This window comes from Hydrogenophaga taeniospiralis CCUG 15921 (genome assembly GCF_001592305.1).
Lineage (GTDB): Bacteria > Pseudomonadota > Gammaproteobacteria > Burkholderiales > Burkholderiaceae_C > Hydrogenophaga > Hydrogenophaga taeniospiralis.
Window position 1 is genome coordinate 476,443 of record NZ_BCWR01000005.1, and the last position, 21,747, is coordinate 498,189.

Here is a 21,747-nt window from a genome sequence, read left to right on the forward strand (position 1 = left end):
TCTTGCGTTGCGCCTTACTGCCCCCGGCCTTTGGCTCCTGCCCGCGGCGGCAAGCCCGTGTGCTGCGTCAGGATGCGGCCTTTGGTCGGCGCTTTGCCGGTTGAGGCTGTGCCCTTACCCATTCCGCCCGGCTTCACCACCGCAGCTGCCCGCTCGCTGGGCTTGGCGCCACCCGGCGTCGAGTTCTTGCGGCGCGCGCTCTGGTACCCGCCGTCGGTCATAGGCTGGAAGGTCGGAATCAGGTGGTGTTTGCCGTTGCCGATCAGGTCGGCGCGGCCCATGGTCTTGAGCGCTTCGCGCAGCAGCGGCCAGTTGTTCGGGTCGTGGTAGCGCAGGAAGGCCTTGTGCAGGCGGCGGCGTTTGTCGCCTCGCACGATGTCCACCTTCTCGGCCCGATCGTCGCGGTGCACGCCCTTGAGCGGGTTCAGGCTGGTGTGATACATCGCCGTGGCCGTGGCCATGGGGCTGGGGTAGAAGGTCTGCACCTGGTCGGCGCGAAAGCCGTTTTTCTTCAGCCAGATGGCCAGGTTCATCATGTCCTCGTCGCTGGTGCCGGGGTGGGCGGCGATGAAGTACGGGATGAGGAACTGCTTCTTGCCCGCCTCTTCGCTGTACTTCTCGAACATGGTCTTGAAGCGGTCGTAGCTGCCGATGCCGGGCTTCATCATCTTGGACAGCGGCCCGCCTTCGGTGTGCTCGGGCGCGATCTTGAGGTAGCCGCCCACGTGGTGCTGCACCAGTTCCTTGACGTACTCCGGGCTCTTCACGGCCAGGTCGTAGCGCAGGCCGGAGCCGATCAATATCTTCTTGATGCCCTTGAGCGCTCGCGCCCGGCGGTAGATCTTGATCAGCGGATCGTGGTTGGTGTGCAGGTTCTGGCAGATGCCGGGGTAGACGCAGCTGGGCTTGCGGCAGGCGGCTTCGATGGCCGGGCTCTTGCAGCCCAGGCGGTACATGTTGGCCGTGGGGCCGCCCAGGTCGGAGATGACGCCGGTGAAGCCGTCGACCTTGTCGCGGATGTCTTCGACCTCCTTGATGATCGAGTCTTCCGAACGGCTCTGGATGATGCGGCCCTCGTGCTCGGTGATGGAGCAGAAGGTGCAGCCGCCAAAGCAGCCGCGCATGATGTTGATCGAGAAGCGGATCATTTCCCAGGCTGGGATCTTGGTCGCGCCGTCGTGTTTGCCGTGTTCGTCGGCGTAGACCGGATGCGGGCCGCGCGCGTATGGCAGGTCGAACACGTAGTCCATCTCGGCCGTGGTCAGCGGGATGGGCGGCGGGTTGATCCACACGTCACGCGCCGTGGCGCCTTCGCCGTGCGCCTGCACCAGTGCACGGGCGTTGCCGGGGTTGGTTTCCAGGTGCAGCACACGGTTGGCGTGGGCGTAGAGCACGGCGTCACTTTTGACCTGCTCATAGCTGGGCAGGCGGATCACGCTGCGGTCGCGCGGCAGCTTGGCCACACCGCTGGCGCCTAACGGGCGGTGGATGGTAATGGGTTTGTAGGCTGAAGAACCCTCACCCCGGCCCTCTCCCGCAGGCGTGAGAGGGGGTTGGGAGCCATCTTCCTTGGAGCAGCTCTGCCCCTGGGCCTGCGCCTGTTCGCTGGTGGTCTGGTAGGGATTGATGTGGTCTTCGACGTGGCCGGGCTGGTCCACCTCGCTGGAATCGATCTCGATCCAGCCCTCCGCCGTGGGGTCGTGCGGGCGGCGGATGAAGGCGGTACCGCGCACGTCGGTGATGTGTTCAACCGGTTCGCGTGCGGCGATGCGGTGCGCCACCTCCACCAGCGCGCGCTCGGCGTTGCCGTAGAGCAGCAGGTCGCATTTGCTGTCCACCACGATGCTGCGGCGCACCTTGTCGCTCCAGTAGTCGTAGTGGGCGATGCGGCGCAGGCTGCCTTCGATGCCGCCGAGCACGATGGGTACGTCCTTGAAGGCCTCGCGGCAGCGCTGGCTGTAGACGATGGCGGCGCGGTCGGGCCGCTTGCCACCCACATCACCAGGTGTGTAGGCGTCGTCGCTGCGGATTTTTCGATCAGCCGTGTAGCGGTTGATCATGGAGTCCATGTTGCCCGCGGTCACGCCCCAGAACAGGTTGGGCTTGCCCAGCGCCTTGAAAGGCTCGGCGCTCTGCCAGTCGGGCTGGGCGATGATGCCGACGCGAAAGCCCTGCGCCTCCAGCACACGGCCGATCACCGCCATGCCGAAGCTGGGGTGGTCCACATAGGCGTCGCCGGTCACCAGGATGATGTCGCACGAGTCCCAGCCCAGTTGCTCCATCTCGGCGCGGCTCATGGGCAGGAACGGCGCCACGCCGAACCGCTTGGCCCAATAGGGGCGGTAGCTGGTGAGCGGCTTGGCGGCGCGCGCGAAAAAAGAGACGTCGATGGGCGCGTTCATGGGGGCAATCGGGGGATAACCCGCAAGTGTACGGTTTACCCCCTGCCCTGCCTCTTTATAGGGCTGCTGGTTTCAAAGGTCTTTCAGCGCCGCGTCGATGTGCGCCTGGAACACCGCCGGGTCGGCCAGCGCGTGGGCGTTCAGCAGCGCGAGCTTGACGAGAAACAGCTCGGTCTTCTCCGGGCCTGCCGCGTCGATGGCCGTGGCCAGCGCGTCGTAGACCTGCTCCAGGCCGGAAGTGGTCAAGGTGTTCTGGTTCATGTTCATGCCTCTTTTTTCAGACCAGCGGCGTTGATCAGGGCAGCGCGCAGGCGCGTCGCATCCAGGCTCATCCAGCGGGCGCACACGTGCTGGTCGGGCCGCAGCAGGTAGGCCGCGCCGCTGGCCAGCACGCCGTAGCGCTCGCGCAGGTGGCCATTGGCGTCGGCCAGCGTTTCATCGGCGCCAGCGACCGGCTGGGCGCTGCCCACGGCGATCATGCGCAGCGGCAGGCCCCGTGCCCGCAGTTGGTTCACCTCTGCTTGCAACGCATCGGGCACGGCGGCGGCTTCGGTGAAGTACAGCAGAGAAAAACGGTGGTCCAAGTGGTCCAGCAGGTGGTCGTCGGCGCCCAGGCGCACGTTCTGCGGCGGCGCGCCGTGGCCCGGCCCGGCCTTGAACAGCGCGTTGTCGTCACCCGCGCTGTTGGCCGGCGAGTGGCGGTACTCGTGCGGCCGCGAGGTGCGCCAGTGGTAGAGCGGGCCCACGAAAGGTTCGCTGAGCGAGAGTGAGAGCACTGCGTCGCGCAGCAGGCGGAAGCCGCGCGTGGGCGGGGTCATGAAGCGCGTGCTCTTGCCGGCCTCGTCGATGATTTCGCGCGCCGCACCCACGCGTTCGCTGCTGTAACCCGCCAGCAGCGGCGCGCCGGCCAGACCCCGGACCACGAAGGCCAGGCGCCAGGCCAGGCACTGCGCATCCTGGAACCCGGTGTTGGCGCCGCGCACGCCGAAGATCGGCAGCAGGTGGGCTGCGTCGCCGGTGAACAGCACGCGGCCGTGCACGTAGTTGGGCAGCGTGAGCGCGCGGGCCGAATAGACCGAACACCAGTCCATCTCCCAGGGCACGCCGGCGTGGCCGATCATGGCCAGTTGGGCGTCGATGCGGGTCTTGAGCGATTCGGGCCTCCGGGCGGCTTCGGGGTCCTCGCCGGGCGGCAGCTGGTAGTCCACGCGCCAGATGCCGTGCGGCTCGCGGTGCATGAGGATGGTGTTGCCGGGGTTCCACTCGGGGTCAAAGAACGCCAGGCGTTCGGTGGGCAGCGGCAGGTCGATGCGGATGTCGGCGATGACGAAGCGGCCTTCGTAGGACGCGCCTTCGAGCTTCAGGTCCAGCATCGTGCGGATGCCGGAGCGCGCGCCGTCGGCGGCCACCAGCCAGTCGGTCTGCAGCATGTAAGGGCCTTCGGGCGTGTCCACCTCCAGCGTGGCGCCCTGCCCGTCTTGCGCCACGGCGGTCACGCGGTTGCCCCAGCGCAGCTCGATCAGCGGGTTCGCCCGCACCGCATCGATCAGGTATTCCTCCAGGTACTGCTGCTGCAGGTTGATCATGGGGAAGAAGCGGTCGTCCGGGTCGTGCGGGGCTTCCATGCGGAACACGCGCTGACCGCGGTAATACGAGTTGCCAAAGCGCCAGGGTAGCCCGTTCTGGGTGACGCGGTCGGCCACGCCCACCTGCTGCAGGATCTCCATGGAACGGCGCGTGAACACGATGGCGCGGCTGCCTTCGGACACCTGGCGCTCCGATTCGAGCAGCACGCATTTCACGCCGTGGCGGGCCAGTTCCAGCGCCGCCACCAGCCCGATCAGCCCGGCCCCGGCGATCACCACGGCGTGGTGCTGCGGCTGCGGGTGCTGTGAAGGCAGCCAGGCGTCGAACACCTGGTATGGGTAGTAGATGGAGCGCCGGGGTTCGGCGTGCGGCTGGTGCATGGCGGGTCTCCTGACGATGGGCGCAGTGTAGGCAAGGCCTCTGCTGTGTATGTCCCCATATGGGAACTGCGCGGTTCGGCTGAGGGAAGACCCCGATCAGGTGCCGCTGTCGAGCAGGAGCGCCAGCAATTCGCGCTGCCCGGCCACGCCGAGCTTGCTGTGGACGCGCTTCTGGTAGGTCCGGGCGCTGGCCAGCGTCAGGCCCAGGCGCGCGGCCAGCGCCTCGGTGGACAGGCCGTCCATCAGCGCGGCCACCACGTCGTGGTCGCGCTGCGTGAGCACCGGAAAACGACGCACCAGCCGCGCCAGCAGCAGGCCCGACACATCCTGATGCACCGCCTGCCCGGTGTGGTGCAGGCGCACGGCGTGCACGATCAGCGGCGCAAACGCATCCACCACGGCCAGGGCGGCGGCGTCGAACGGGCCGTGTTCGGTGCCGCGGTACAGGTTCACCGAGAGCCAGCGCCGGCCCTCGTAGAGCGCCAGCACCGCCAGCCGCTCGGCCACCTGCGGCAGCTCGTAGCAGATGCGCCGGTACTCGGGGTGGGCGATGTCTTCGCCGCGCTGGCGGTGCAGCACGATGCGCGGCTCGGCCATGCCGGCCTTCTGCGCCGCGGCCAGTTCGGCGCGCATCACGGCGGCACTGCCGTCGAGCCGGTGGAAGCGGCTCACGTAGGCCTCGGCGATGTTCGGCAGCTCCTGCGTGCGCGAGCGGTCGCCCACCGCCACGATGGACGGGCGCCGCCCCGCTTCGAACGCAAAGATGGTGCACTGCGCCAGCGGCACCTGCGCTCCCACCAGCCGCAGCAGGTCCTCGGCCACGGCATGGCGGTCCGACTGGCCCAGGCGCGCCAGCAACGCGCTTACCTGGGGCAGCGGCAAGGCAATGGACGGCGCCAGGCGGCTGCCCAGCACCCAGTGATCGGTCATGGTGCGGGCACTGTAGCGCAGGCAGCGCGGCCAGCGCACCTGTTCAGCGCCGCCTGACGCTGAACGTCACGGCGCCCCGCACCTGTGGCCAGACCGTTAACGGGCCAACGCCCCGATGGCAGCCGCCGACAGCGCTCCGCTGTAGATGCGGAAGTCCTGCATGCGGCCCTTGAAGTACCGGTCCCCCCCGTATTGCGAGCGTCCCAGCCACGTCTGCTTGGTGTGGCCCATCTGGTAAGGGTTCATCCAGACCTCGTTGTGGGTGGCGACCGGCAGGCCGTCCACATACAGCGTGCCCACTGTCCCGGCGAGGGTGACGGCCACGTGCACCCAGCGGCCCGTGGGCAACGGGTCTGCGGCCAAGGGCTGCGCGGGCCAGAACTGATCGCGTGACGCCATGAGTTGGAGCTTTTGCTCTCCGCTGCGGGGGGACAGGGCGATGTAGGCCACGTCGTCCGAGCCGAAGTCGAAGATGCGGGTGTTGACGGCGGTGGTGTCCACCTGGACCCACACCGCGACCGTGAAGTCGCCCAGGGCCGACACGGCTCCGTCGGGCAGGGCCACGTGTCCTTTGTCGCCGTCAAATACCAGGCAGTTACCGCCGGCGCGGCCGGTGTCGAAGCTGGTCCCTCCCTCCAACTTGGCGTGTCGCCCATTGCCGCTGGCATCATCGGCATTGCCGTTCAGGGGCAGGTGCAGCCACAGCTCGCCCGGGGTGACCACGCGGGCCTTGTCGACCCCGAGCCGCTCGCCCTGGGGGGTGACCGCGCTGATCCGGTAGTACCAGGTGCCCGGGGCCGGCGCATCGGTGTAAGTGCGCGGCTCGGTGACCTGGGCGATTGTGGCGAAGGGCCCGTTGCGGGAGCCCGAGCGCTGAACGAGGTAGTGCGTGGCGTCCGCGCTGCCCCACCACGACAGCAGCACCTTGCCGTCGTTGAGAAAGGCCGTGAGCCCCCTCGGGGGCGCGGCGGGGGCGGCGCTGCGCGTGTACAGCAGCGTGCCCATGCCGGGGTCGTCGCCGCCGTCGATGCGTTCCGGCCGCATCTGGTCGAGCATCGCTCTGGTCCACGGGGCCGACAGGCCCCTGCGGCTCACGTAGTGGTGGTAGATGCGCTCGAAGCAAGGGCGGCGGGAGCCCGTGCCGGCGGCGGCAAGGCCCGTCCCGTGCACGCCCGTATATGGCACGAAGGGCATCGTGGCCGGGTCGTTCAGGTTGTTGCGGGCCACGTATTCGGCACCGGCCAGCAGGCGGTTGTTGGCATAGCCGTAGAGGTCCACGCCCTGGTTCCAGGCCATTTCGCAAAGGCAGCCCGCCAGCGCGATGCCCAGGGTGGAGTGGCCCTGGTCGCGGTGCGTCTCCTGCCATTGGCCCAGGTGCCCCGGGTGCAGGTAGTAGACATGGTGGGCGGAGGCGCCGTTGCCCCGGCCGTTCTTGTAGTAGTTCACTGCGAAGTCCGTGATGTCGGACCGGTCGCAGAACACGCCAATGGCATACGCGGCGCAGAGGTTGGCCAGGTCCCAGTTGGCCCAGTAGTGGGTGACCTTGCGGATTTCGCTGCCGTTGTGGTTGGTCAGGAACTCGTGGGCCCGCGTGTAGAACACCTTGAGCAGCATGTCCTGGAAGCGGGCCCGGTCCTCTGGCGCCCAGCCGGGATAGTTGCGCATCAGCTCTGCGGCATTGGCCCACTGGGTGCCATACAGGCCCGACGAGAGATACAGATTGGAGTTGCCACCCAGCTCCTTCAGCGTGGACGACCAAGCGTTGAGGAACTTCACCGCATCCCGGGCATAGGCTTCGTCGCCCGAGATGTGCCAGCGCAGCGCCAGGTGGTAGGTACGCATCATGTCGGTGACCATCACGCCGTAGTTCTCGGCGCCGGAAACGCCACGGATGACCACCTCCAAGGGGAAAGGCGTGGCGTTCAGGTTGGCGCGGCGGCCGCCCAGCAGCACGTTCCATCCCCCCAGCCAGGGCTCCTGGCTGACGGCGACCATTTCCGCCATGCGTTTAAGGTCGCTCGTGGTGTGCAGCAGACCGGGATGCCCGGCCGCCACTGGTGCTGGTTCGGGGGCTGGCGCTGGTTCGGGCGCCGGCTCAGGTGCTGGTGCTGGTGCTGGTGCTGGTGCTGGTGCCGGCTCGGGCACAGGGGCTGGTGTAGACGGATGAGGATGTGGCTTCGCAGACGGTGGGTGTGACGCCCCCGGGGACCCCCCACCGTCGGGGAGTGGGGTGTCATCGAGGAGCGGCTCATCGACGCTGGCGCTCCCGGGGTCGCCGCCGCAGGCCACGAGGGTCCCAGCGAGCGGCAAGACGGCCATTCCCTTGAGCACACAGCGCCGTGCCGTGAAGTCCTTATTGTTTTCCTTGATTTTCATCATCATTTCTAGGCGCTGGTTGGACGGAAGGCCGCTGTGTCGTATGGAGAGCTTGCGCTGTGGTCGTCGATGGGCCTGCAACGTTGAGTCGCGACATGGGGCCACTTGCGGGTACCCGTGGTCTGCTGACCGGCTCTTCCGGGCTCTCCTGGACTGCCTTCGGGCCGAAGCGGATCGAACGAAATTTGAGGAAAAGCTCAAAACAAACGATTGCGGGTGCGGAAAATATCACGACTTATCGCTTGTCTGCCAAAGATTAAATTGCTTGTAATAATTTGTTGTCGTGTCGCTTCAACCTCAAGAATTTTAATTATATTTTAATAAACCAAGGTTTGCATTGTGCTAAGCGCAGAGGTTTTTGCACTCCGGCGAGGTTTGCGCATGGGGCTTGGGGCTTTGAAAAGGGGGCGTGGCGCGGACGAACCCCTCGCCAGGCAGTCGCTTCTGGATCGTGCAGGCCAAACTGGTTGCACGGGAAGCCCAGCAGGTGGTCAACCAGGTGATGCTCACCATGGGGCTGGAGCAGTCACAGCAGATGGCCACGGTGTTCGACGGCATCACGCGCCACAACCCCGAAGGCGACGAAGCGCGGGCCTTGATCCGTGACATCGAGGCGCGCCGCCCGTCCCGAGCCGTTACAAGAAAAAATGCAAAACCGGCAACGGAAAGTACGGTTCATCCCGTTACCACTCTTACGGTCGCAGCAGGAATGTAAGCCGCATGGCCCTTAGCATGAACGCTTCACTTTTTGAAGGAGCTGGCATGGCATTGCATTTTGGAAAACGCGAAACCGAACTACCCAAACCCCTGACCCAAGGCCAGACCCCACAGCGCTACGGAGCGGTCGGCAGCGGCGTTTCCACCCAGCCGCAAGCCCCGGCCCAGCCCCAGACCCCCGCAGCACCGGCCCCGGTGGCCAGCAGCGCTTCGATGGCGTCGAGCACCGTGGTGCCCGAGGGCGGCAGCAAGCTGACCGTGGGCCCGAACATCAAGCTCAAGGGCGTCGAAATCACCGACTGCGACACCTTGGTGGTGGAGGGTCTGGTGGAGGCCACGATGGACTCGCGCGTGATCCAGATCGCCGAACAAGGGGCCTTCAAGGGCTCGGCCGAGATCGACATCGCCGAGATCCGCGGCGTGTTCGATGGCAACCTCACGGTGCGCCAGAAGCTGGTGATCTACGCCACCGGCAAAGTGACCGGCAAGATCCGCTACGGCAAGGTCGTGATCGAAGAAGGCGGCCAGCTTTCGGGTGATATCGAATGCTCGGTGGCCTCGGCCGCCAAGGCTTCGGGCGGCTCCGCCAGCGCCGGCACAACCACCAGCGCCTCCGCCAGCAAGCCCGCCTCCATGCAGCTCGCGGCCTGAGCCAAGCCACTCTGCTGCCGCACCCTACACGCCCGACCCGCCCGCGGTCGGGCGTGTTTGCCCGGCCCTGAGGGGCCCGGTATGCTTGGACCATGTACGCCGAATACTTTGGTCTAAAACAAGAGCCTTTTTCGATAGCTCCCGATCCGCACTACCTCTTCATGAGTGAGCGCCATCGGGAGGCTTTGGCCCATCTGCTCTACGGCATCCGTGGTGGTGGTGGATTTGTATTGCTCAGCGGTGAAATTGGCGCGGGCAAGACCACCATCTGCCGTTGCTTCCTTGAGCAGTTGCCAAAGCACTGCCGGGTGGCCTACATCTTCAACCCCAAGTTGACGGTGTCAGACCTCCTGAAGACGATCTGCCACGAGTTCCAGATCCCGGTCCAGCACACAGGCATTGGCCCGGCCACGATCAAGGACCACCTTGATCCGCTCAACGAGTACCTGCTGGCCAGCCACGCCAAGGGCCAGCAGAATATCCTGATCATTGACGAGGCACAAAACCTCACGCCTCACGTGCTGGAGCAGTTGCGGCTGCTGACCAACCTGGAAACCGCCGAGCGAAAGTTGCTGCAAGTGATCCTGATTGGGCAACCCGAACTCCGCCAGATGGTTGCACGGCCGGAACTGGAGCAACTGGCGCAACGCGTCATTGCCCGGTTCCATCTGAGTGCACTCACCGAGATGGAGACCCGTCAGTACATTCAGCACCGGATGGGCATTGGCGGACTGCGTGGACCGATACCGTTTTCTGCGACGGCGCTGAAGCGCATTCACACCATCACGCGCGGCGTGCCCCGCCGCATCAACCTGCTCTGTGACCGCTCCCTCTTGGGCGCCTACGCCAATGGCTTGCCCCGTGTGGACCAGGCCGTGGTGAATAGGGCAGCAACCGAAGTGTTTGAATCCGAAGCCCTCCCCCCTTCAGCAACCCCTGTGTGGGTTCAGCGGTGGACCGCTGGCGCCAAAAACCTGCTGCTGGGCGCATTGGGTGGAGGTATTGTCGCCGCTGCGCTGTTCTGGCTGTGGCACGGGTCGCCGGCTCCCTCGGGAAACATCAGCGAGCCCACATCGCCTACGGTGGCCGCATCACCACCAGCGACAAACCCGTCAACCACCACGCCAGTGCCGGCCCCCGCTGCCGCCTCAACACCGTCAGACGTCAGTGCCACCGATCCCGTCCCCGACCCAACTGCACGGGTAGAAGCACCCCTGCCTTCCATCAGCCTGCCCACAGCCAGCGCTTTGCTGACCAGCGAACTCGCCGGATTGCGCGAATTGGGTGTGCTTTGGAGCAAACCGCTTGAAGGCGCCGACCCCTGTGCCAGCGCGTTGCGACTCGGCCTGCAATGTTTCCGGACCGATCGCATGACATTGCATGGCCTGATTCAGATGGATCGCCCGGCGGTGCTCACCTTGTACCTTCCCGGCCATGACGGTCGCTGGGCCTTGCTGACGGCCATCACGCAGGACTCGGTCACGCTGCATTCAGGATCTGAAGCATGGCGGCTTCCCCTGAGCGTGCTGGCCGACATCTGGCGAGGCGACTACGCCACACTGTGGCAGCATCCGCCGGGACACCAAGGAGTGCTTCGTCGGGGAGACGACGGTCCGGCAGGTGCTTGGCTGCGTCAGCAGCTCGACCAACTGGCGACGAATCAACCGATGATCGCATCGGCAAACAATTTGACAAGAAAAATTGAAGCGTTTCAGCGCAGCCAAGGCCTGGAAACAGACGGCCTGGCGGGTCCGATGACCTTCATGCAAATCAACCGGGTCAGCGGCGTGAAAGAGCCTCGCCTCAGGTCGCCAACCATCTGAGGAACGCCCATGTCCTACATTCTTGATGCGCTCAAACGCGCGGACGCCGAAAGAGAGCGCGAGCGTGGCCACGTGCCGGGCCTGCACAGCCACGGCACGGCCATCCAAGCCCGGACCGGCTCCCCGGCCATGGGCCGCCGCACGCTCATGCTCGGCGCCGCGGTGCTGGCGGTCGCTGCGGCACTGGTCTGGTGGTGGAATGGCCGCGCACCGGCCGCCCCACAGCCTGCCGCAGCGTCCACAGCCGCCTCCCAGATCGCCGCCCGGCTGGCCCTGGCGCCACCATCGCCACCACCCGCCTCCGCGCTGCCCATCCTGGCGCCCGAGCCCGCGCCCGTTCCCCCACCCGCTGTGCCACCTGCCCCGCTGCAAGCGCCTGTGGCCCTGCCGGTCGCCGCTCCGCCCGTGGCCACCCCAGTGCCCCCCGACACAGCGGCGCACAACCCCGATGTCGGCGTGCCGAAGCCGCCCACCCCCGCCACAGCCCCCGCGCGCCCCGCCAGCACGCTGCCCGTCTACGCCAGCGGCGTGGGCCCTGAAGTCAAGATCAGCGGCGCCACCTACTCCGAAAACCCGGCCCACCGCATGCTCATCGCCAACGGCCTGGTGCTGCACGAAGGCCAGGACATCGCGCCCGATCTCAAGCTGGAAGTGATCGGCCCTCGCGGCGCCGTGCTCAACCACCGAGGCACGCGCTACAACATCCAATACTGAGGCACACCGTGATGGACAAGCCCCCCGTGCTGCTCGTTGACCGGTTGAGTTTCGGCTGGCCCGGCCGGACCCTGTTCCAGGAACTGAGCTTCAACATCCCGCCGGGCGTCAGCCTGATTCGTGGCGACGATGGTTGCGGCAAGAGCACCCTGCTGGGTCTGATGGCGGGCGACCTGCAGGCCCAGGGCGGCACGCTCAGCGTGCACGGCGTGCGGCTGGACCAGCATCACGATGCCTACCGCCAGCAGGTGTTCTGGATCGATCCGCAGACCGAAGCGCACGACGCCATCAGCGCCGCCGGCTACCTGGACAGCCTGAGCCACCACTACCCCGCCTTCAGCCGCGCCGCACTCACCGAGCTGGTGGCGGGCTTCACACTGCGACCCCATCTGGACAAGCCGCTGTACATGCTCTCGGCCGGCAGCAAACGCAAGGTCTGGCTCTGCGCCGCGTTTGCCGCTGGCACCGCGCTCACGCTGATCGACCAGCCCTTTGCGGCACTCGATGCACCGTCCATCCGCTTCTTGCTGGAGCTGCTGCAGGACGCGGCCGATCACCCCAGCCGGGCCTGGGTGCTGGCGGACTATCTGGCCCCCGAAGGTGTGCCGCTGGCCCGGGTCCTCACCCTGGGCGAAACGCCGGGCGGCTGAGGCCGGGTTTCACTTCAAGCGTCCCTGCTATTCGGCGCCCCGCCATGTTCCCGTGGCCATGTAGATGCCACCCATCATCCAGCTGTTGTCCACATCGACCGCGCCCAGCTGATCGGCCAGACCGCTCCAGGGTTGCCCCAGGCCGTCCATCGTGGTGACCGAATACAGCGCCGCCCCCAGCACGAACAGGTTCACCGGCCAGGCCCACAGCGGCGCCCACTGCAGCCCGGTGGCGACCACGCGCGCGCCGGGCTTGAGGTGGCGCAGTATGTTGGCGATGGCCTCGGGGCACCGCAGCACGTCGTGCGTGAAATGAAACAGGGCCGCATCGGCCAGCGCGTCCAGCCGCGCCGTTTCGGCGGGCGCCTGGATCAGGCTCACATGGCGCCAGCCCTGCGCGGCGACACGCTCGCGGGCCTTGTCCATCATCTCGGGGCATTGTTCGATGCCCACGATGCGACCTTTCCGGCCCACCGCGTCGTCCAGCAAGGCAAAGCTCAGGCCGGTGCCACAGCCCACGTCCAGCACGGTGGCACCGCGGCTCAGGTTCAGGTGCCCGATGGCCTCTCGGCGCAAGGGTTCGAACAGCGCCAGCTCCCTGTCGTAGTCATTGGCGCGTGAGCGGTATTGCGCCAGGGCCGCTCGGCGGTCGGGCTGCCGATGGTGCGGCGTGGAAACAGGGGATTTGGGCATGAAACTCCAGCAGGGTTGCCGGGTTCAGCATAGGGCCCCCATGGTGCAGCGGCAAGGGCTGGGCGGGCGCCGTTGTTACCAACTGTCGGGACCGCTCAACGGGCCACCCTCTGCGGTGGGTGCAGCCCCCAAACGACAAAAGCCGGAATCGGGTTCCGGCTTTTGGGCAGTGGGGGGTTGCGAATCAGTTGTGGATGGCGTTGGACGCCACCTTGAGGCCTGCCGTGTCGCAGGTCAGCAATTCCAGCGCATTGATGCGATTGAAATAGCCTTTGGACAGCGTCTGGTATTGCTTCAGCTCTTCACGCGAGACATAAGAAAGAATCAATTCTTCCTTCTCCTGGTGCGAAACCGGTTTGTTCAGCAAGCGGTTGGCACGGCTGTCAAAGCAGGCTTCGGCGGTCAGGTGCTTGTAGGCCAGGTCTTCCTGGTATTGCCGCTGGGCAACGGTTTTTTCGATGGTGTGCTTGTACAAGGCCACATAGGCACTCGCGGCCTCATTCACGTCGGAGTGCGAAAACCGGGTGATGTTGGCGTCGAATCCTTCGGCCACGGCCGGGTTCGTCACGGGTGTGGAGCAAGCGGCCAGGCCAGCCAGAGCGGCCATTGACAAAACCCATTTGGCGTATTTCATGCTATTACCCTTTCAATTGGATCAATGTGCCTATGCGGAGCGATTCTTCCCATCCACACAATCCAACTATCGGCAGGGCAGCTGACAAATTAAACGAATAAGAGAACATTTTTTCGGCTAATCCAATGGTATTCATCAGAGCCCTGCAACCCACCAGAATGCATTAAAAAAACAGGCGGTCGAATAAACAAAAGGCCCGGGGTCCACGGGGCGGGCCGGTCGGGGGCGCAGAATGCGTGGATGAAAGCACCCCCCAGACTCCAGTCGCTGATCGAAGAAGGCCTGATCGACACCGTGGTGCGTCAGCTCATGAGCGGCAAGGAGGCCATGGTGTACGTGGTGCGCTGCGGTGACGAGACGCGCTGCGCCAAGATCTACAAGGAAGCCACGCAGCGCAGCTTTCGCCAGGCGGTGGACTACACCGAGAACCGCCGCGTGAAGAACTCACGCCAGGCCCGCGCCATGGCCAAGGGCACGAAGTTCGGCCGCCAGGCGCAGGAAGCCGCCTGGCAAAGCGCCGAGGTGGACGCGCTGTACCGCCTGGCCGCTGCCGGCGTGCGGGTGCCGCAGCCCCACAACTTTCACGACGGCGTGCTGCTGATGGAGCTGGTGACCGACGCCCACGGCGACGCCGCGCCGCGCCTGAACGACGTGTCATTCACACCCGAGGCCGCGCGCGCCCACCACGCCACGCTGCTGGTGGAGGTGGTGCGCATGCTGGGCGCGGGCGTCGTGCATGGCGACCTGTCGGAATTCAACATCCTGCTGGGCCATGTGGACGGCGCCGATGGCCCGGTGATCATCGACCTGCCGCAGGCGGTGGACGCCGCGGGCAACAACCACGCCCAGCGCATGCTGCTGCGCGACGTGGCCAACCTGCGCGACTTCTTCGGCCAGTTCGCGCCCGAGCTGCTGGCCACCTCCCACGGCCCCGAGATCTGGGACCTGTACCAGCGCGGCATGCTCGACACCGACGTGGCACTGACGGGCCACTTTGCGCGCCCACAAGGCGCGGTGGACCTGGGCGGCGTGCTGCGCGAAATTGGCGACGCGCAGGCCGAGGAACAGGCGCGGCGCTTGCGCATGCAGTCCGCGGCATAGCCCGGCTGGCCCCCGGGCCCGTCAGCCGGGGGGATGCTGTGCCGACTGAAGCGGGCCGTTGCCCAAGGCCGCCAGAACGTGGTCGATGAACACTCGCACTTTCAGCGGCATGTGCCGGTTGGCGGGATAGATGAGCGAGAACGGCCGTGAGCGCCCCGCGTAAGGCTGCAGCAGTTCAACAAGCTCGCCGCGCGCCAGGTCTTCCTCCACGATGAACCGGTAGGTCTGCAGCAAGCCCGCGCCGGCGCGCGCCAGGGTGACCACACCCAGCAGGTCCTCCGAGCAAGTGAACCCCCCGTCCGTGTTCACATCGATGTCCTGCCCGTCCAGGCGAAAGGCCCAGGGCACCCTTTGGCCGGTGGCGGGCAGCACGAACTGGATGCACTCGTGCTGCGCCAGGTCGTCCAGCGTCACAGGTCGCCCGGCCTGCGCCAGGTATTCGGGCGCGGCCACCACCACCAGCGCCGCGTCCATCAACTTGCGGGCGACCAGGCCCGAGTCGGGTTGCGCGCGTGCGCGCACGGCCAGGTCGAAGCCATCCGCGATGAAGTCCACGTTGCGGTTGCTCAGATGCACCTCGACCTGCACCTGCGGGTAGCGGCGGCGAAAACCCGGCAGCAGGCGCAACACGCCGTGGTGCCCCAGGGTGGTGGGCACGCTGATGCGCAGCACACCCGCCGGCGCCGCCTGGCGGCCCGTCAGCTCGCGCTCGGCCTCCACCAGCTGGTTGAGCGCCTGTCTGCACTGCGCCAGGTAGGCCCGACCTCCCTCGGTCAGGCGGATCCGGCGGGTGCTGCGCACGAACAGGCGCACCTGCAAGCGCGCCTCCAGCCGTCCGATGGCCCGGCTGACTGCCGCAGGCGTGAGACCGGCCTGCGTCGCGGCAGCGGTAAAGCTTTCCAGCTCCGCCGCCAGGCAGAAAAGCTCGATGCTGCCGAGCATCACCGGGTCGAATTGCCGGGCCATGAATTACTCCATGTAATGAATGAATTGAAGCGAAGGCAGTTTATCTGCCTGAATGAAGTCAATAACCTTGCGCTCTCCCATCAACAAGGACAAGGAACCCAGGCAATGACCTCCCCGATCAGCATCGTGTTTCACAGTGGCTACGGCCACACGGCCAAAGTGGCGCAAGCGGTGGCCCAAGGCAGCGGCGCCACGCTGCTGGCCATCAACGAGCAGGGCGAGCTGCCGCCCGAGGGCTGGGACAGCCTGGCGGCATCGCGCGCCATCGTGTTTGGCTCGCCCACCTACATGGGCAGCGTCAGCTGGCAGTTCAAGAAATTCATGGATACCAGCTCAGCCGTCTGGGCCCGCCAGGGCTGGAAGGACAAGCTCGCCGCGGGCTTCACCAACAGTGCCGGCATCAACGGCGACAAGCTGTCCACCCTGCACACGCTGTTCACGCTGTCGCAGCAACACGCCATGCTCTGGGTGAGCACGGGAATGATGCCCAGCAACGCCAAGGCCTCGGCGCGTGACGACGTCAACTACCTGGCCTCTTTCGCCGGCCTGATGACGGCTACCCCGGCGGACGCGACGCCCGACGAGATGGTCGCCGGGGACCTCGAGACGGCACGGTTGTTCGGGCAACGCATCGCCGACTCGGTCCGGCGCCTGGGTTGAAGGAGGTCCACATGCCTTACGTCAACATCAAGGTCACGCGCGAAGGCGTGACGCGCGAACAGAAAGCCGAGCTCATCGCCGGGGTGACAGACCTGCTGACACGGGTGCTGCAGAAGAACCCGGCCTTGACGCATGTGGTCATCGATGAAGTGGATCTGGACAACTGGGGACTGGGCGGCCTGACGGTGACCGAGTTCCGCCGGGGCAAGCCATGAGCGCCGCGCCGGGCCGTTCCCAAGCAAGCTCGCACCGCAGCCCGCAGGGCGAAGGCATTCCAACCACCGCCGCGCCCGACTTCAGCGGCGTGACCGCGGTGCTGGGTGACTACTTTGCCGGGCTGCGCCACAGCGACACCGCGCGTCTGAAGCGCGCCTTCCACCCCGAGGCGCACTACTTCTGCGCCACCGACGGCACGCTGCTGCACCTGGACATGGCGCGGTATTTCCCGGTCGTCGAGCAGCGGCCTTCACCCGCCAGCCAGGGGCACCCGCCCACGGACCGCATCCTGGCGATCGAATTCGCAGGCCCGGTGACGGCGTTTGCCAAGCTGGAGTGCTCCATCCCGCCCAAGTTCTTCACGGACTTCCTCGTCCTGCTCAAGCTGGACGGCCGCTGGCAGATCGTCAGCAAGGTCTTTCACTACGAGACCCGGCAGGAGTGAGGCCGGCTTGCTGCGCGAGATGCAGGGGTGCGCCTGGATCGGCCAGGAAATCCAGCGCGATCCCGCTGAAATCCGCCGGCCGCTCCACCATGGGCGCATGCCCGCAGGGCGCGAGCACCACCGGCTTCGCGTGGGGCACCAGCCGCATCAGGGTGTCGAGGTGGCCCACGGGCAGGAAACGGTCCTGCTGGCCCCAGACCACGCAGGTGGGCGCCTGGATGCGCCGTGCCTTGGCATGGGAGTCGTCAATGACCGATGAGCGAAAGCCGCCCAGGTGGATCAAGCCCCGCAGGGTTTTCAGGAAGGCCGCCTGCGCGCCCGGTTGCCGGGCCAGCGCCACTTTTTCCCGCACCATCTCTGGCGTGATGCACGCCGGATCGGCCACCGCCGTTCGCCACAGCCGGGCGGTGCCGAACGCGGTGGGCCGGGTGAGCAGCTCGCCCAGCACCGGCAGCGAGGCCAGCCTGAAATCGAACAGGGTCGGGTTGTCCATGGCCGCCGGGGCCGAGAGCACCAGCGAGCGCACCCGTTGCGGGGCCACCGCAGCGCACTCCATGGCCACCCGAGCGCCCAGCGAGTTGCCCACCAGCGACGCCTGATCCAGCCCCATGGCGTCCATGAACCCCAGCGTGAACCGGGCCAAGGCCGCCACGTCGTAGCTCGCATCGGCGGGCTTGGCCGTGAGCCCACACCCCAGCAGATCCAGCGCGTATACCCGGTGCCGCGTGGCCAGGGCGTGGATGCTGTGTTCCCACTCCAGCACCGAGCAGCCGATGCCGTGGAGGCACACCACCCCCGGCCCTTCCCGGCCCACCTGCCAGTACCGGACTTGGTGGCCCTCTACGGTGGTGAACTGGTCATGGGGTCGGTTCATGCTTTGGAGCTCACTGGAGTACCTTCGCCCTGCGGGCTGCGGTGCGAGCTTGCTTGGGAACGGCCCGGCGCGGCGCTCATGCTTTGGCCTTGAGCATCTGCTCGCACACGTAGTGCGCCAGCGCGTACACCGTCTCCGACGGGTTGTAGCCGATGGAGGTGGGCAGCAGGCTGGCGTCCACCACGTAGAGGTTTTTCACGTCGTGCGTCTCGCCGTGGGGGTTGACCACCGTCTTCTTCGGGTCGCGCCCCATGCGGCAGGTGCCCTGCGGGTGGAACGAGGTGTACTTGTAGCGAGCGGGTTCGTTCTTCAGGCCGCCGATGACCTTGTCCACGTCTTCCACGCGGTCGATGCTCGAGATGTGGGTGGTGGGCAGGTACAGCCGCTTAGCGCCCGAGGCGAACAGGATCTTGGCCGTGGCGATCAGCCCCTTTTTCATGGACTCGAAGTCCTGGTCGTCCACAAAGTAGCTGATGTCTTTCTGTCCGTCCTTCCAGCTCACCTGGCCCACGTTCTGGTCATGGATCAGGCTGATCAGGCGGATGGTGTTCTTGTAGCCCGACATATAGGCCACATACGGCTTGCCCGTGCCCGGCTCGGCCTGGAAGCTGGCTTCCACCGGCTCCTGGATGGCGTTGAGCAGGATGTAGCCGCCCTTGTCGGGCAGGGTGTTCTGGTCCATGTACAGCGAGTGGGTGGCGCCGTGGAAATCGCGCACCTCGTGCGGAAACTCGGCGGTGACCGACATGGACGGATGGCACGCAAAGTTCTTGCCCACCTGTCCGCTGCTGTTGGCCAGCCCGCTCTTGAGCAACAACAACGGCGTCTGGATCGGGCCGGCCGCCAGCACCACCAGAGGCGCGTCGACCTGGATGTCCGCCTTCTTGCGGCCGGTGGCCGGGTCAATGATCTCGCCCTTGACGCCCACCGCCTTGCCCTCTTTCGACAGCAGCTCGGTGACGCGGGTGTCCGAATGGATGACGGCGCCGTGCGCCACCGCCCACGGCAGGTAGGTCACCAGCATGGACTGCTTGCGGTCGGTGGTGCAGCCGCTGAAGCAGAAGCCGGTCATGGCGCAGTCTTTGATGTTGCGCCGGGCCTTGCCCTGGGGGTAGCCCAGCTTGTCCATGCCCTGGCCGATCAGCAGCGCGCCCGGGCTGGTTTCCTGCGGCCCCACCGTCTTGATGTGCAGATTGCGCTCCACCTTTTCAAAGATGGGCTTCATCACCGCCGGGGTGAGGTTGGTCAGGCCGAATTCCTTGGCCCAGAGCTTGAGGTAGTAGTCGGGCGTGCGAAAGCACAGCGCGGCGTTGACCACCGTGGAGCCGCCCACGCAGGCGCCCTGCAGCACCGAGATGTCGCCCGCCGAATTGGTCTGCCCGCCATGGTCCTGGTAGAGCGTGCCCATGGCCACGGCCAGCATCTCGGGGAACTTGTCGGAGGTGATGTACGGCCCGGCCTCCAGCACCACCACCTTCTTGCCCGCCTTGGCCAGCTCGTAGGCGGCGATGGCACCGCCCGCCCCCGAGCCCACCACCACGGCGTCGGCCTTCAGGTGAAGCTGGCTGTCTTGGATGTCCGCGGCCTGGGTGACCTTGAGGCCTTGCTTTTCAACTTTGATCGCGTGTTTTTTCATGTTGTCTCCGATGTGGGGGCTCAGCGCGTGGGCAGCGGGGCGTTGCCGAGGGACTTCAGGCCGTTGCGTTTCGATATCGGTCCGTCGTATTCCAGCGGCGCCCAGGACGCAGGGTTGGCCCAGTACGAGAGCTGCACCAGCTTCTTCAGGCCCGAAGCCAGGGCACGGTGTGGCACCTCTTTGGCGTTGCCCCAGGCGTCCAGAAAGGCGGTGGCCGTGGCGTCGTCCAGCGCCGTGAAGCGCTTGCCGTGCTGCGCCACCGGGCCTTCGTTGAAGTACTGCAGCCCGCCCTTGAGGCCCGCCAGCACGTGGGGCGGCATGGTGCCCAGCAGGGCCGCGTCCAGCGTGCCCAGCAGCCCCTCGGGCGTCCAGGGCGCCAGCGGGCTGCCGCCCACCGGCAGCACCACCTCGGCCACGCGGCGGAAGATGGCGGCCTCGGCGGCGTTGATGCTCTTGAGCGCCGGGGCCTGGGCCTGCGCCACCGACGCGGCGCCACCGGCGGCCACGCCCACGGCGGCACCGGCAAAGACCATGAAGTCGCGACGCGACAGACGCCCGACGATCTTCAGGGCCTGGTTCAACGGGGATGGGGTGTCCAGAATCATGGTGTGTCCTCTCTGTGTCCGTGGGTCAGAAGGGGTAGACGATGGGTTGCTCCATCACGCTGACCCACTGGGTCTGGGTGAACTCGTCCAGGTTGGCCGGGCCGCCAAAGCGCCCGCCGTTGCCTGAGGCGCCCATGCCACCGAAGGGCACGTGGAATTCGTTGTTCACGGTCTGGTCGTTGACGTGGATCATTCCGGTGTGCAGCCGGTTGGCCACGGACATGGCGCGCGACACGTTGGCGCTGTGGATGGCGGCCGCCAGCCCGTAGGGCGAAGCGTTGACCAGCTCGACGGCTTCATCCTCGGTGTCGAACACCGTGATGGGGGCCACGGGGCCAAAGATCTCGTCGGCGAACGCGGGCATGTCGGCGGTCACGCCCGACAACACCGTGGGCTGGAAGAACAGGCCTTCGTGCGTGCCCCCGGTCAGCAGCCGGGCACCCTGGGCCACGCTCCGGTCCACGATGTCCTGCACGCGGTTGCACTGCTTGGCGTTGATGATGGGGCCCAGGTGCGCGGGGCCGGCGTGCGGGTCGCCCACGTAGAGCGCCTTCGCTCGCTGGACCAGCTTGTCGGCATAAGCCTGGGCCACCTTGCGCTGCACCAGGTGCCGCCCGGCCTGCATGCAGATCTGCCCCTGGTGCAGAAAGGCACCCCAGGCGCCGTTGGAGGCGGCGGCGTCCAGGTTGGCGTCGTCCAGCACGATGAGGGCGTTGTTGCCCCCCAGTTCCAGCGCCACCTTTTTCAGCAGCCCGCCACAGGTGGCGCCAATGCTCTTGCCCACCGCCGTCGAGCCGGTGAAAGAAATCATGGTCACGTCCGGGTGGCGCACCACCGCGTCCCCTGTTTCGGGGCCGCCCGGCAACACGTGCAGCACACCGTCGGGCAGGCCCGCATCGGCAAACACCTGGGCGATCAGGTGGCCACCGGTCACCGCCGTCTGGGCGTCGGGCTTGAGCAGCACGGCGTTGCCCAGTGCCAGCGCCGGCGCCACCGAGCGCATGGCCAGCAGCAGCGGGAAGTTCCAGGGGGCGATCACCCCCACCGTGCCCATGGGCACCCGGCGCCAGAGGTTGGTTCGCCCGGGCATGGACGAGGGGAACAGCTGCCCGTTGGCCTGCATGGGCAGCGCGGCGGCCATCAGCATCTGCTCGTAGGTGGCGTGCAGTTCCCATTCGGCCTTGGGGCCGATGGAGCCGCATTCGCGGATGTTCCAGATGTTGATGTCGGCGGCGCGCTCTTTCAGCAAACGCGCGGCCTCGCGCATCACCGCCGCGCGCTGGTCAAACGGCGTGGCGGCCCAGGCGGCGCGGGCGGCCTTGGCACTGGCGGCGGCGCGGTTCACGTCGGCCGGATTGGCGATGCCGGTTTGTTCCAGGGACTGGCCGGTGGCGGGTTCCCGCACGGCCTGCACGCCGCCAGCGGCGTCTGTCCATCCGTTGCTGAAAATCTTGCCTGACCAGATGGCGGGGCTGCTTGCACTCATGGGTTGTCTCCGTATTTAGGTTCGTGATGGGTCACCGGCGGTGTTTCTGCAAGCGCTGTGCCAAAACGGCAATCCAATGCATGCGCGCCATTTTTCTGCGGGTTTGTCCGGGGTTTTGGGTCCATCGGAGGCCGTCCAACGGGTTCGTTCCTACGCCAGCCCCGGCGAAGACGTCTCACCGAGACGCGCTTTTCGTCTCAA

At 66.5% G+C, this 21,747-nt stretch carries 21 protein-coding genes; 9 read left to right on the forward strand and 12 right to left on the reverse strand.

Translation table 11 applies throughout. The features are described from left to right. Window positions 1-14: 14 nt before the first annotated feature. The 5 genes from HTA01S_RS08780 to HTA01S_RS08800 form a co-directional block, all read right to left on the reverse strand. The gene (locus HTA01S_RS08780; RefSeq protein WP_068169424.1) at window positions 15-2,402 is read right to left on the reverse strand and encodes a YgiQ family radical SAM protein; all 2,388 of its coding nucleotides are present in this window, start codon (window positions 2,400-2,402) and stop codon (window positions 15-17) included. A gap of 72 nt (window positions 2,403-2,474) precedes the next feature. After that, on the reverse strand, window positions 2,475-2,663 hold the full coding sequence (locus HTA01S_RS08785; RefSeq protein WP_174545181.1) for a DUF2783 domain-containing protein: 189 nt from the start codon (window positions 2,661-2,663) through the stop codon (window positions 2,475-2,477). A 2-nt stretch (window positions 2,664-2,665) separates the two neighbouring features. Beyond that, window positions 2,666-4,369: an FAD-dependent monooxygenase gene (locus HTA01S_RS08790; protein ID WP_068169433.1), complete on the reverse strand. Its 1,704-nt coding sequence runs from the start codon at window positions 4,367-4,369 to the stop codon at window positions 2,666-2,668. Between the two features lie 96 nt (window positions 4,370-4,465). Continuing rightward, on the reverse strand, window positions 4,466-5,299 hold the full coding sequence (locus HTA01S_RS08795) for a helix-turn-helix transcriptional regulator (protein WP_068169673.1): 834 nt from the start codon (window positions 5,297-5,299) through the stop codon (window positions 4,466-4,468). Between the two features lie 96 nt (window positions 5,300-5,395). After that, window positions 5,396-7,303 carry a LamG-like jellyroll fold domain-containing protein gene (locus tag HTA01S_RS08800; RefSeq protein ID WP_068169436.1) on the reverse strand — a complete coding sequence of 636 codons (1,908 nt, stop codon included), beginning with the start codon at window positions 7,301-7,303 and terminating at the stop codon, window positions 5,396-5,398. Between the two features lie 823 nt (window positions 7,304-8,126). On the opposite strand from HTA01S_RS08800, the gene HTA01S_RS25925 reads away from it, so the two are divergent. The 5 genes from HTA01S_RS25925 (at window position 8,127) to HTA01S_RS08825 (ending at window position 12,230) form a co-directional block, all read left to right on the forward strand. After that, the gene (locus HTA01S_RS25925; RefSeq protein ID WP_245638035.1) at window positions 8,127-8,390 is read left to right on the forward strand and encodes a hypothetical protein; all 264 of its coding nucleotides are present in this window, start codon (window positions 8,127-8,129) and stop codon (window positions 8,388-8,390) included. Window positions 8,391-8,437: 47 nt separating this feature from the next. After that, entirely contained in the window at window positions 8,438-9,043 is a 606-nt protein-coding gene (locus tag HTA01S_RS08810) for a bactofilin family protein (protein ID WP_068169441.1), read from the forward strand. Between the two features lie 92 nt (window positions 9,044-9,135). Next, window positions 9,136-10,866 (forward strand): ExeA family protein, encoded by a 1,731-nt coding sequence (locus HTA01S_RS08815; protein ID WP_068169444.1) that lies wholly within the window; start codon window positions 9,136-9,138, stop codon window positions 10,864-10,866. Window positions 10,867-10,875: 9 nt separating this feature from the next. Continuing rightward, complete coding sequence (locus HTA01S_RS08820) at window positions 10,876-11,580, forward strand: general secretion pathway protein GspB (protein ID WP_068169448.1); 705 nt, start codon at window positions 10,876-10,878, stop codon at window positions 11,578-11,580. 11 nt (window positions 11,581-11,591) lie between these two features. Next, window positions 11,592-12,230, forward strand: coding sequence for an ABC transporter ATP-binding protein (locus HTA01S_RS08825; RefSeq protein WP_068169450.1), 639 nt, complete (start codon window positions 11,592-11,594; stop codon window positions 12,228-12,230). A gap of 27 nt (window positions 12,231-12,257) precedes the next feature. Here HTA01S_RS08825 and HTA01S_RS08830 read toward each other — a convergent pair whose 3' ends face one another. Both HTA01S_RS08830 and HTA01S_RS08835 read right to left on the reverse strand, forming a co-directional pair. Next, window positions 12,258-12,923, reverse strand: a complete 666-nt coding sequence (locus tag HTA01S_RS08830; RefSeq protein ID WP_068169453.1) for a class I SAM-dependent methyltransferase — start codon at window positions 12,921-12,923, stop codon at window positions 12,258-12,260. Between the two features lie 184 nt (window positions 12,924-13,107). Further along, window positions 13,108-13,557 carry a hypothetical protein gene (locus tag HTA01S_RS08835; RefSeq protein WP_157572028.1) on the reverse strand — a complete coding sequence of 150 codons (450 nt, stop codon included), beginning with the start codon at window positions 13,555-13,557 and terminating at the stop codon, window positions 13,108-13,110. A 240-nt stretch (window positions 13,558-13,797) separates the two neighbouring features. Here HTA01S_RS08835 and HTA01S_RS08840 point away from each other — a divergent pair, with 240 nt between their 5' ends. Further along, on the forward strand, window positions 13,798-14,658 hold the full coding sequence (locus HTA01S_RS08840) for a PA4780 family RIO1-like protein kinase (protein ID WP_068169458.1): 861 nt from the start codon (window positions 13,798-13,800) through the stop codon (window positions 14,656-14,658). Between the two features lie 21 nt (window positions 14,659-14,679). Here HTA01S_RS08840 and HTA01S_RS08845 read toward each other — a convergent pair whose 3' ends face one another. After that, window positions 14,680-15,624, reverse strand: coding sequence for a LysR family transcriptional regulator (locus HTA01S_RS08845; protein ID WP_068169461.1), 945 nt, complete (start codon window positions 15,622-15,624; stop codon window positions 14,680-14,682). Window positions 15,625-15,729: 105 nt separating this feature from the next. Here HTA01S_RS08845 and HTA01S_RS08850 point away from each other — a divergent pair, with 105 nt between their 5' ends. The 3 genes from HTA01S_RS08850 to HTA01S_RS08860 are packed head-to-tail and all read left to right on the forward strand — an operon-like array spanning window position 15,730 to window position 16,945. Continuing rightward, window positions 15,730-16,284 (forward strand): flavodoxin family protein, encoded by a 555-nt coding sequence (locus tag HTA01S_RS08850; protein ID WP_068169466.1) that lies wholly within the window; start codon window positions 15,730-15,732, stop codon window positions 16,282-16,284. An 11-nt stretch (window positions 16,285-16,295) separates the two neighbouring features. Then, window positions 16,296-16,499 (forward strand): tautomerase family protein, encoded by a 204-nt coding sequence (locus HTA01S_RS08855; protein ID WP_068169469.1) that lies wholly within the window; start codon window positions 16,296-16,298, stop codon window positions 16,497-16,499. Further along, window positions 16,496-16,945 (forward strand): nuclear transport factor 2 family protein, encoded by a 450-nt coding sequence (locus HTA01S_RS08860; protein WP_084235956.1) that lies wholly within the window; start codon window positions 16,496-16,498, stop codon window positions 16,943-16,945. Before HTA01S_RS08855 ends, HTA01S_RS08860 begins: the two co-directional genes overlap by 4 nt. On the opposite strand, the gene HTA01S_RS08865 is transcribed toward HTA01S_RS08860, so the two are convergent. The 4 genes from HTA01S_RS08865 to HTA01S_RS08880 all read right to left on the reverse strand — a co-directional run bounded on the left by HTA01S_RS08865 (window position 16,908) and on the right by HTA01S_RS08880 (window position 21,546). Continuing rightward, window positions 16,908-17,819 carry an alpha/beta fold hydrolase gene (locus HTA01S_RS08865; protein WP_068169472.1) on the reverse strand — a complete coding sequence of 304 codons (912 nt, stop codon included), beginning with the start codon at window positions 17,817-17,819 and terminating at the stop codon, window positions 16,908-16,910. The genes HTA01S_RS08860 and HTA01S_RS08865 overlap by 38 nt on opposite strands. Before the next feature lie 76 nt (window positions 17,820-17,895). Further along, entirely contained in the window at window positions 17,896-19,455 is a 1,560-nt protein-coding gene (locus tag HTA01S_RS08870; protein WP_068169475.1) for an FAD-dependent oxidoreductase, read from the reverse strand. Window positions 19,456-19,475: 20 nt separating this feature from the next. Then, a complete protein-coding gene (locus HTA01S_RS08875) occupies window positions 19,476-20,060 on the reverse strand; it encodes a twin-arginine translocation signal domain-containing protein (RefSeq protein ID WP_068169477.1) in 585 nt (194 codons plus the stop codon). Window positions 20,061-20,085: 25 nt separating this feature from the next. Then, a complete protein-coding gene (locus tag HTA01S_RS08880; protein ID WP_068169482.1) occupies window positions 20,086-21,546 on the reverse strand; it encodes a benzaldehyde dehydrogenase in 1,461 nt (486 codons plus the stop codon). Between the last annotated feature and the right edge of the window lie 201 nt (window positions 21,547-21,747).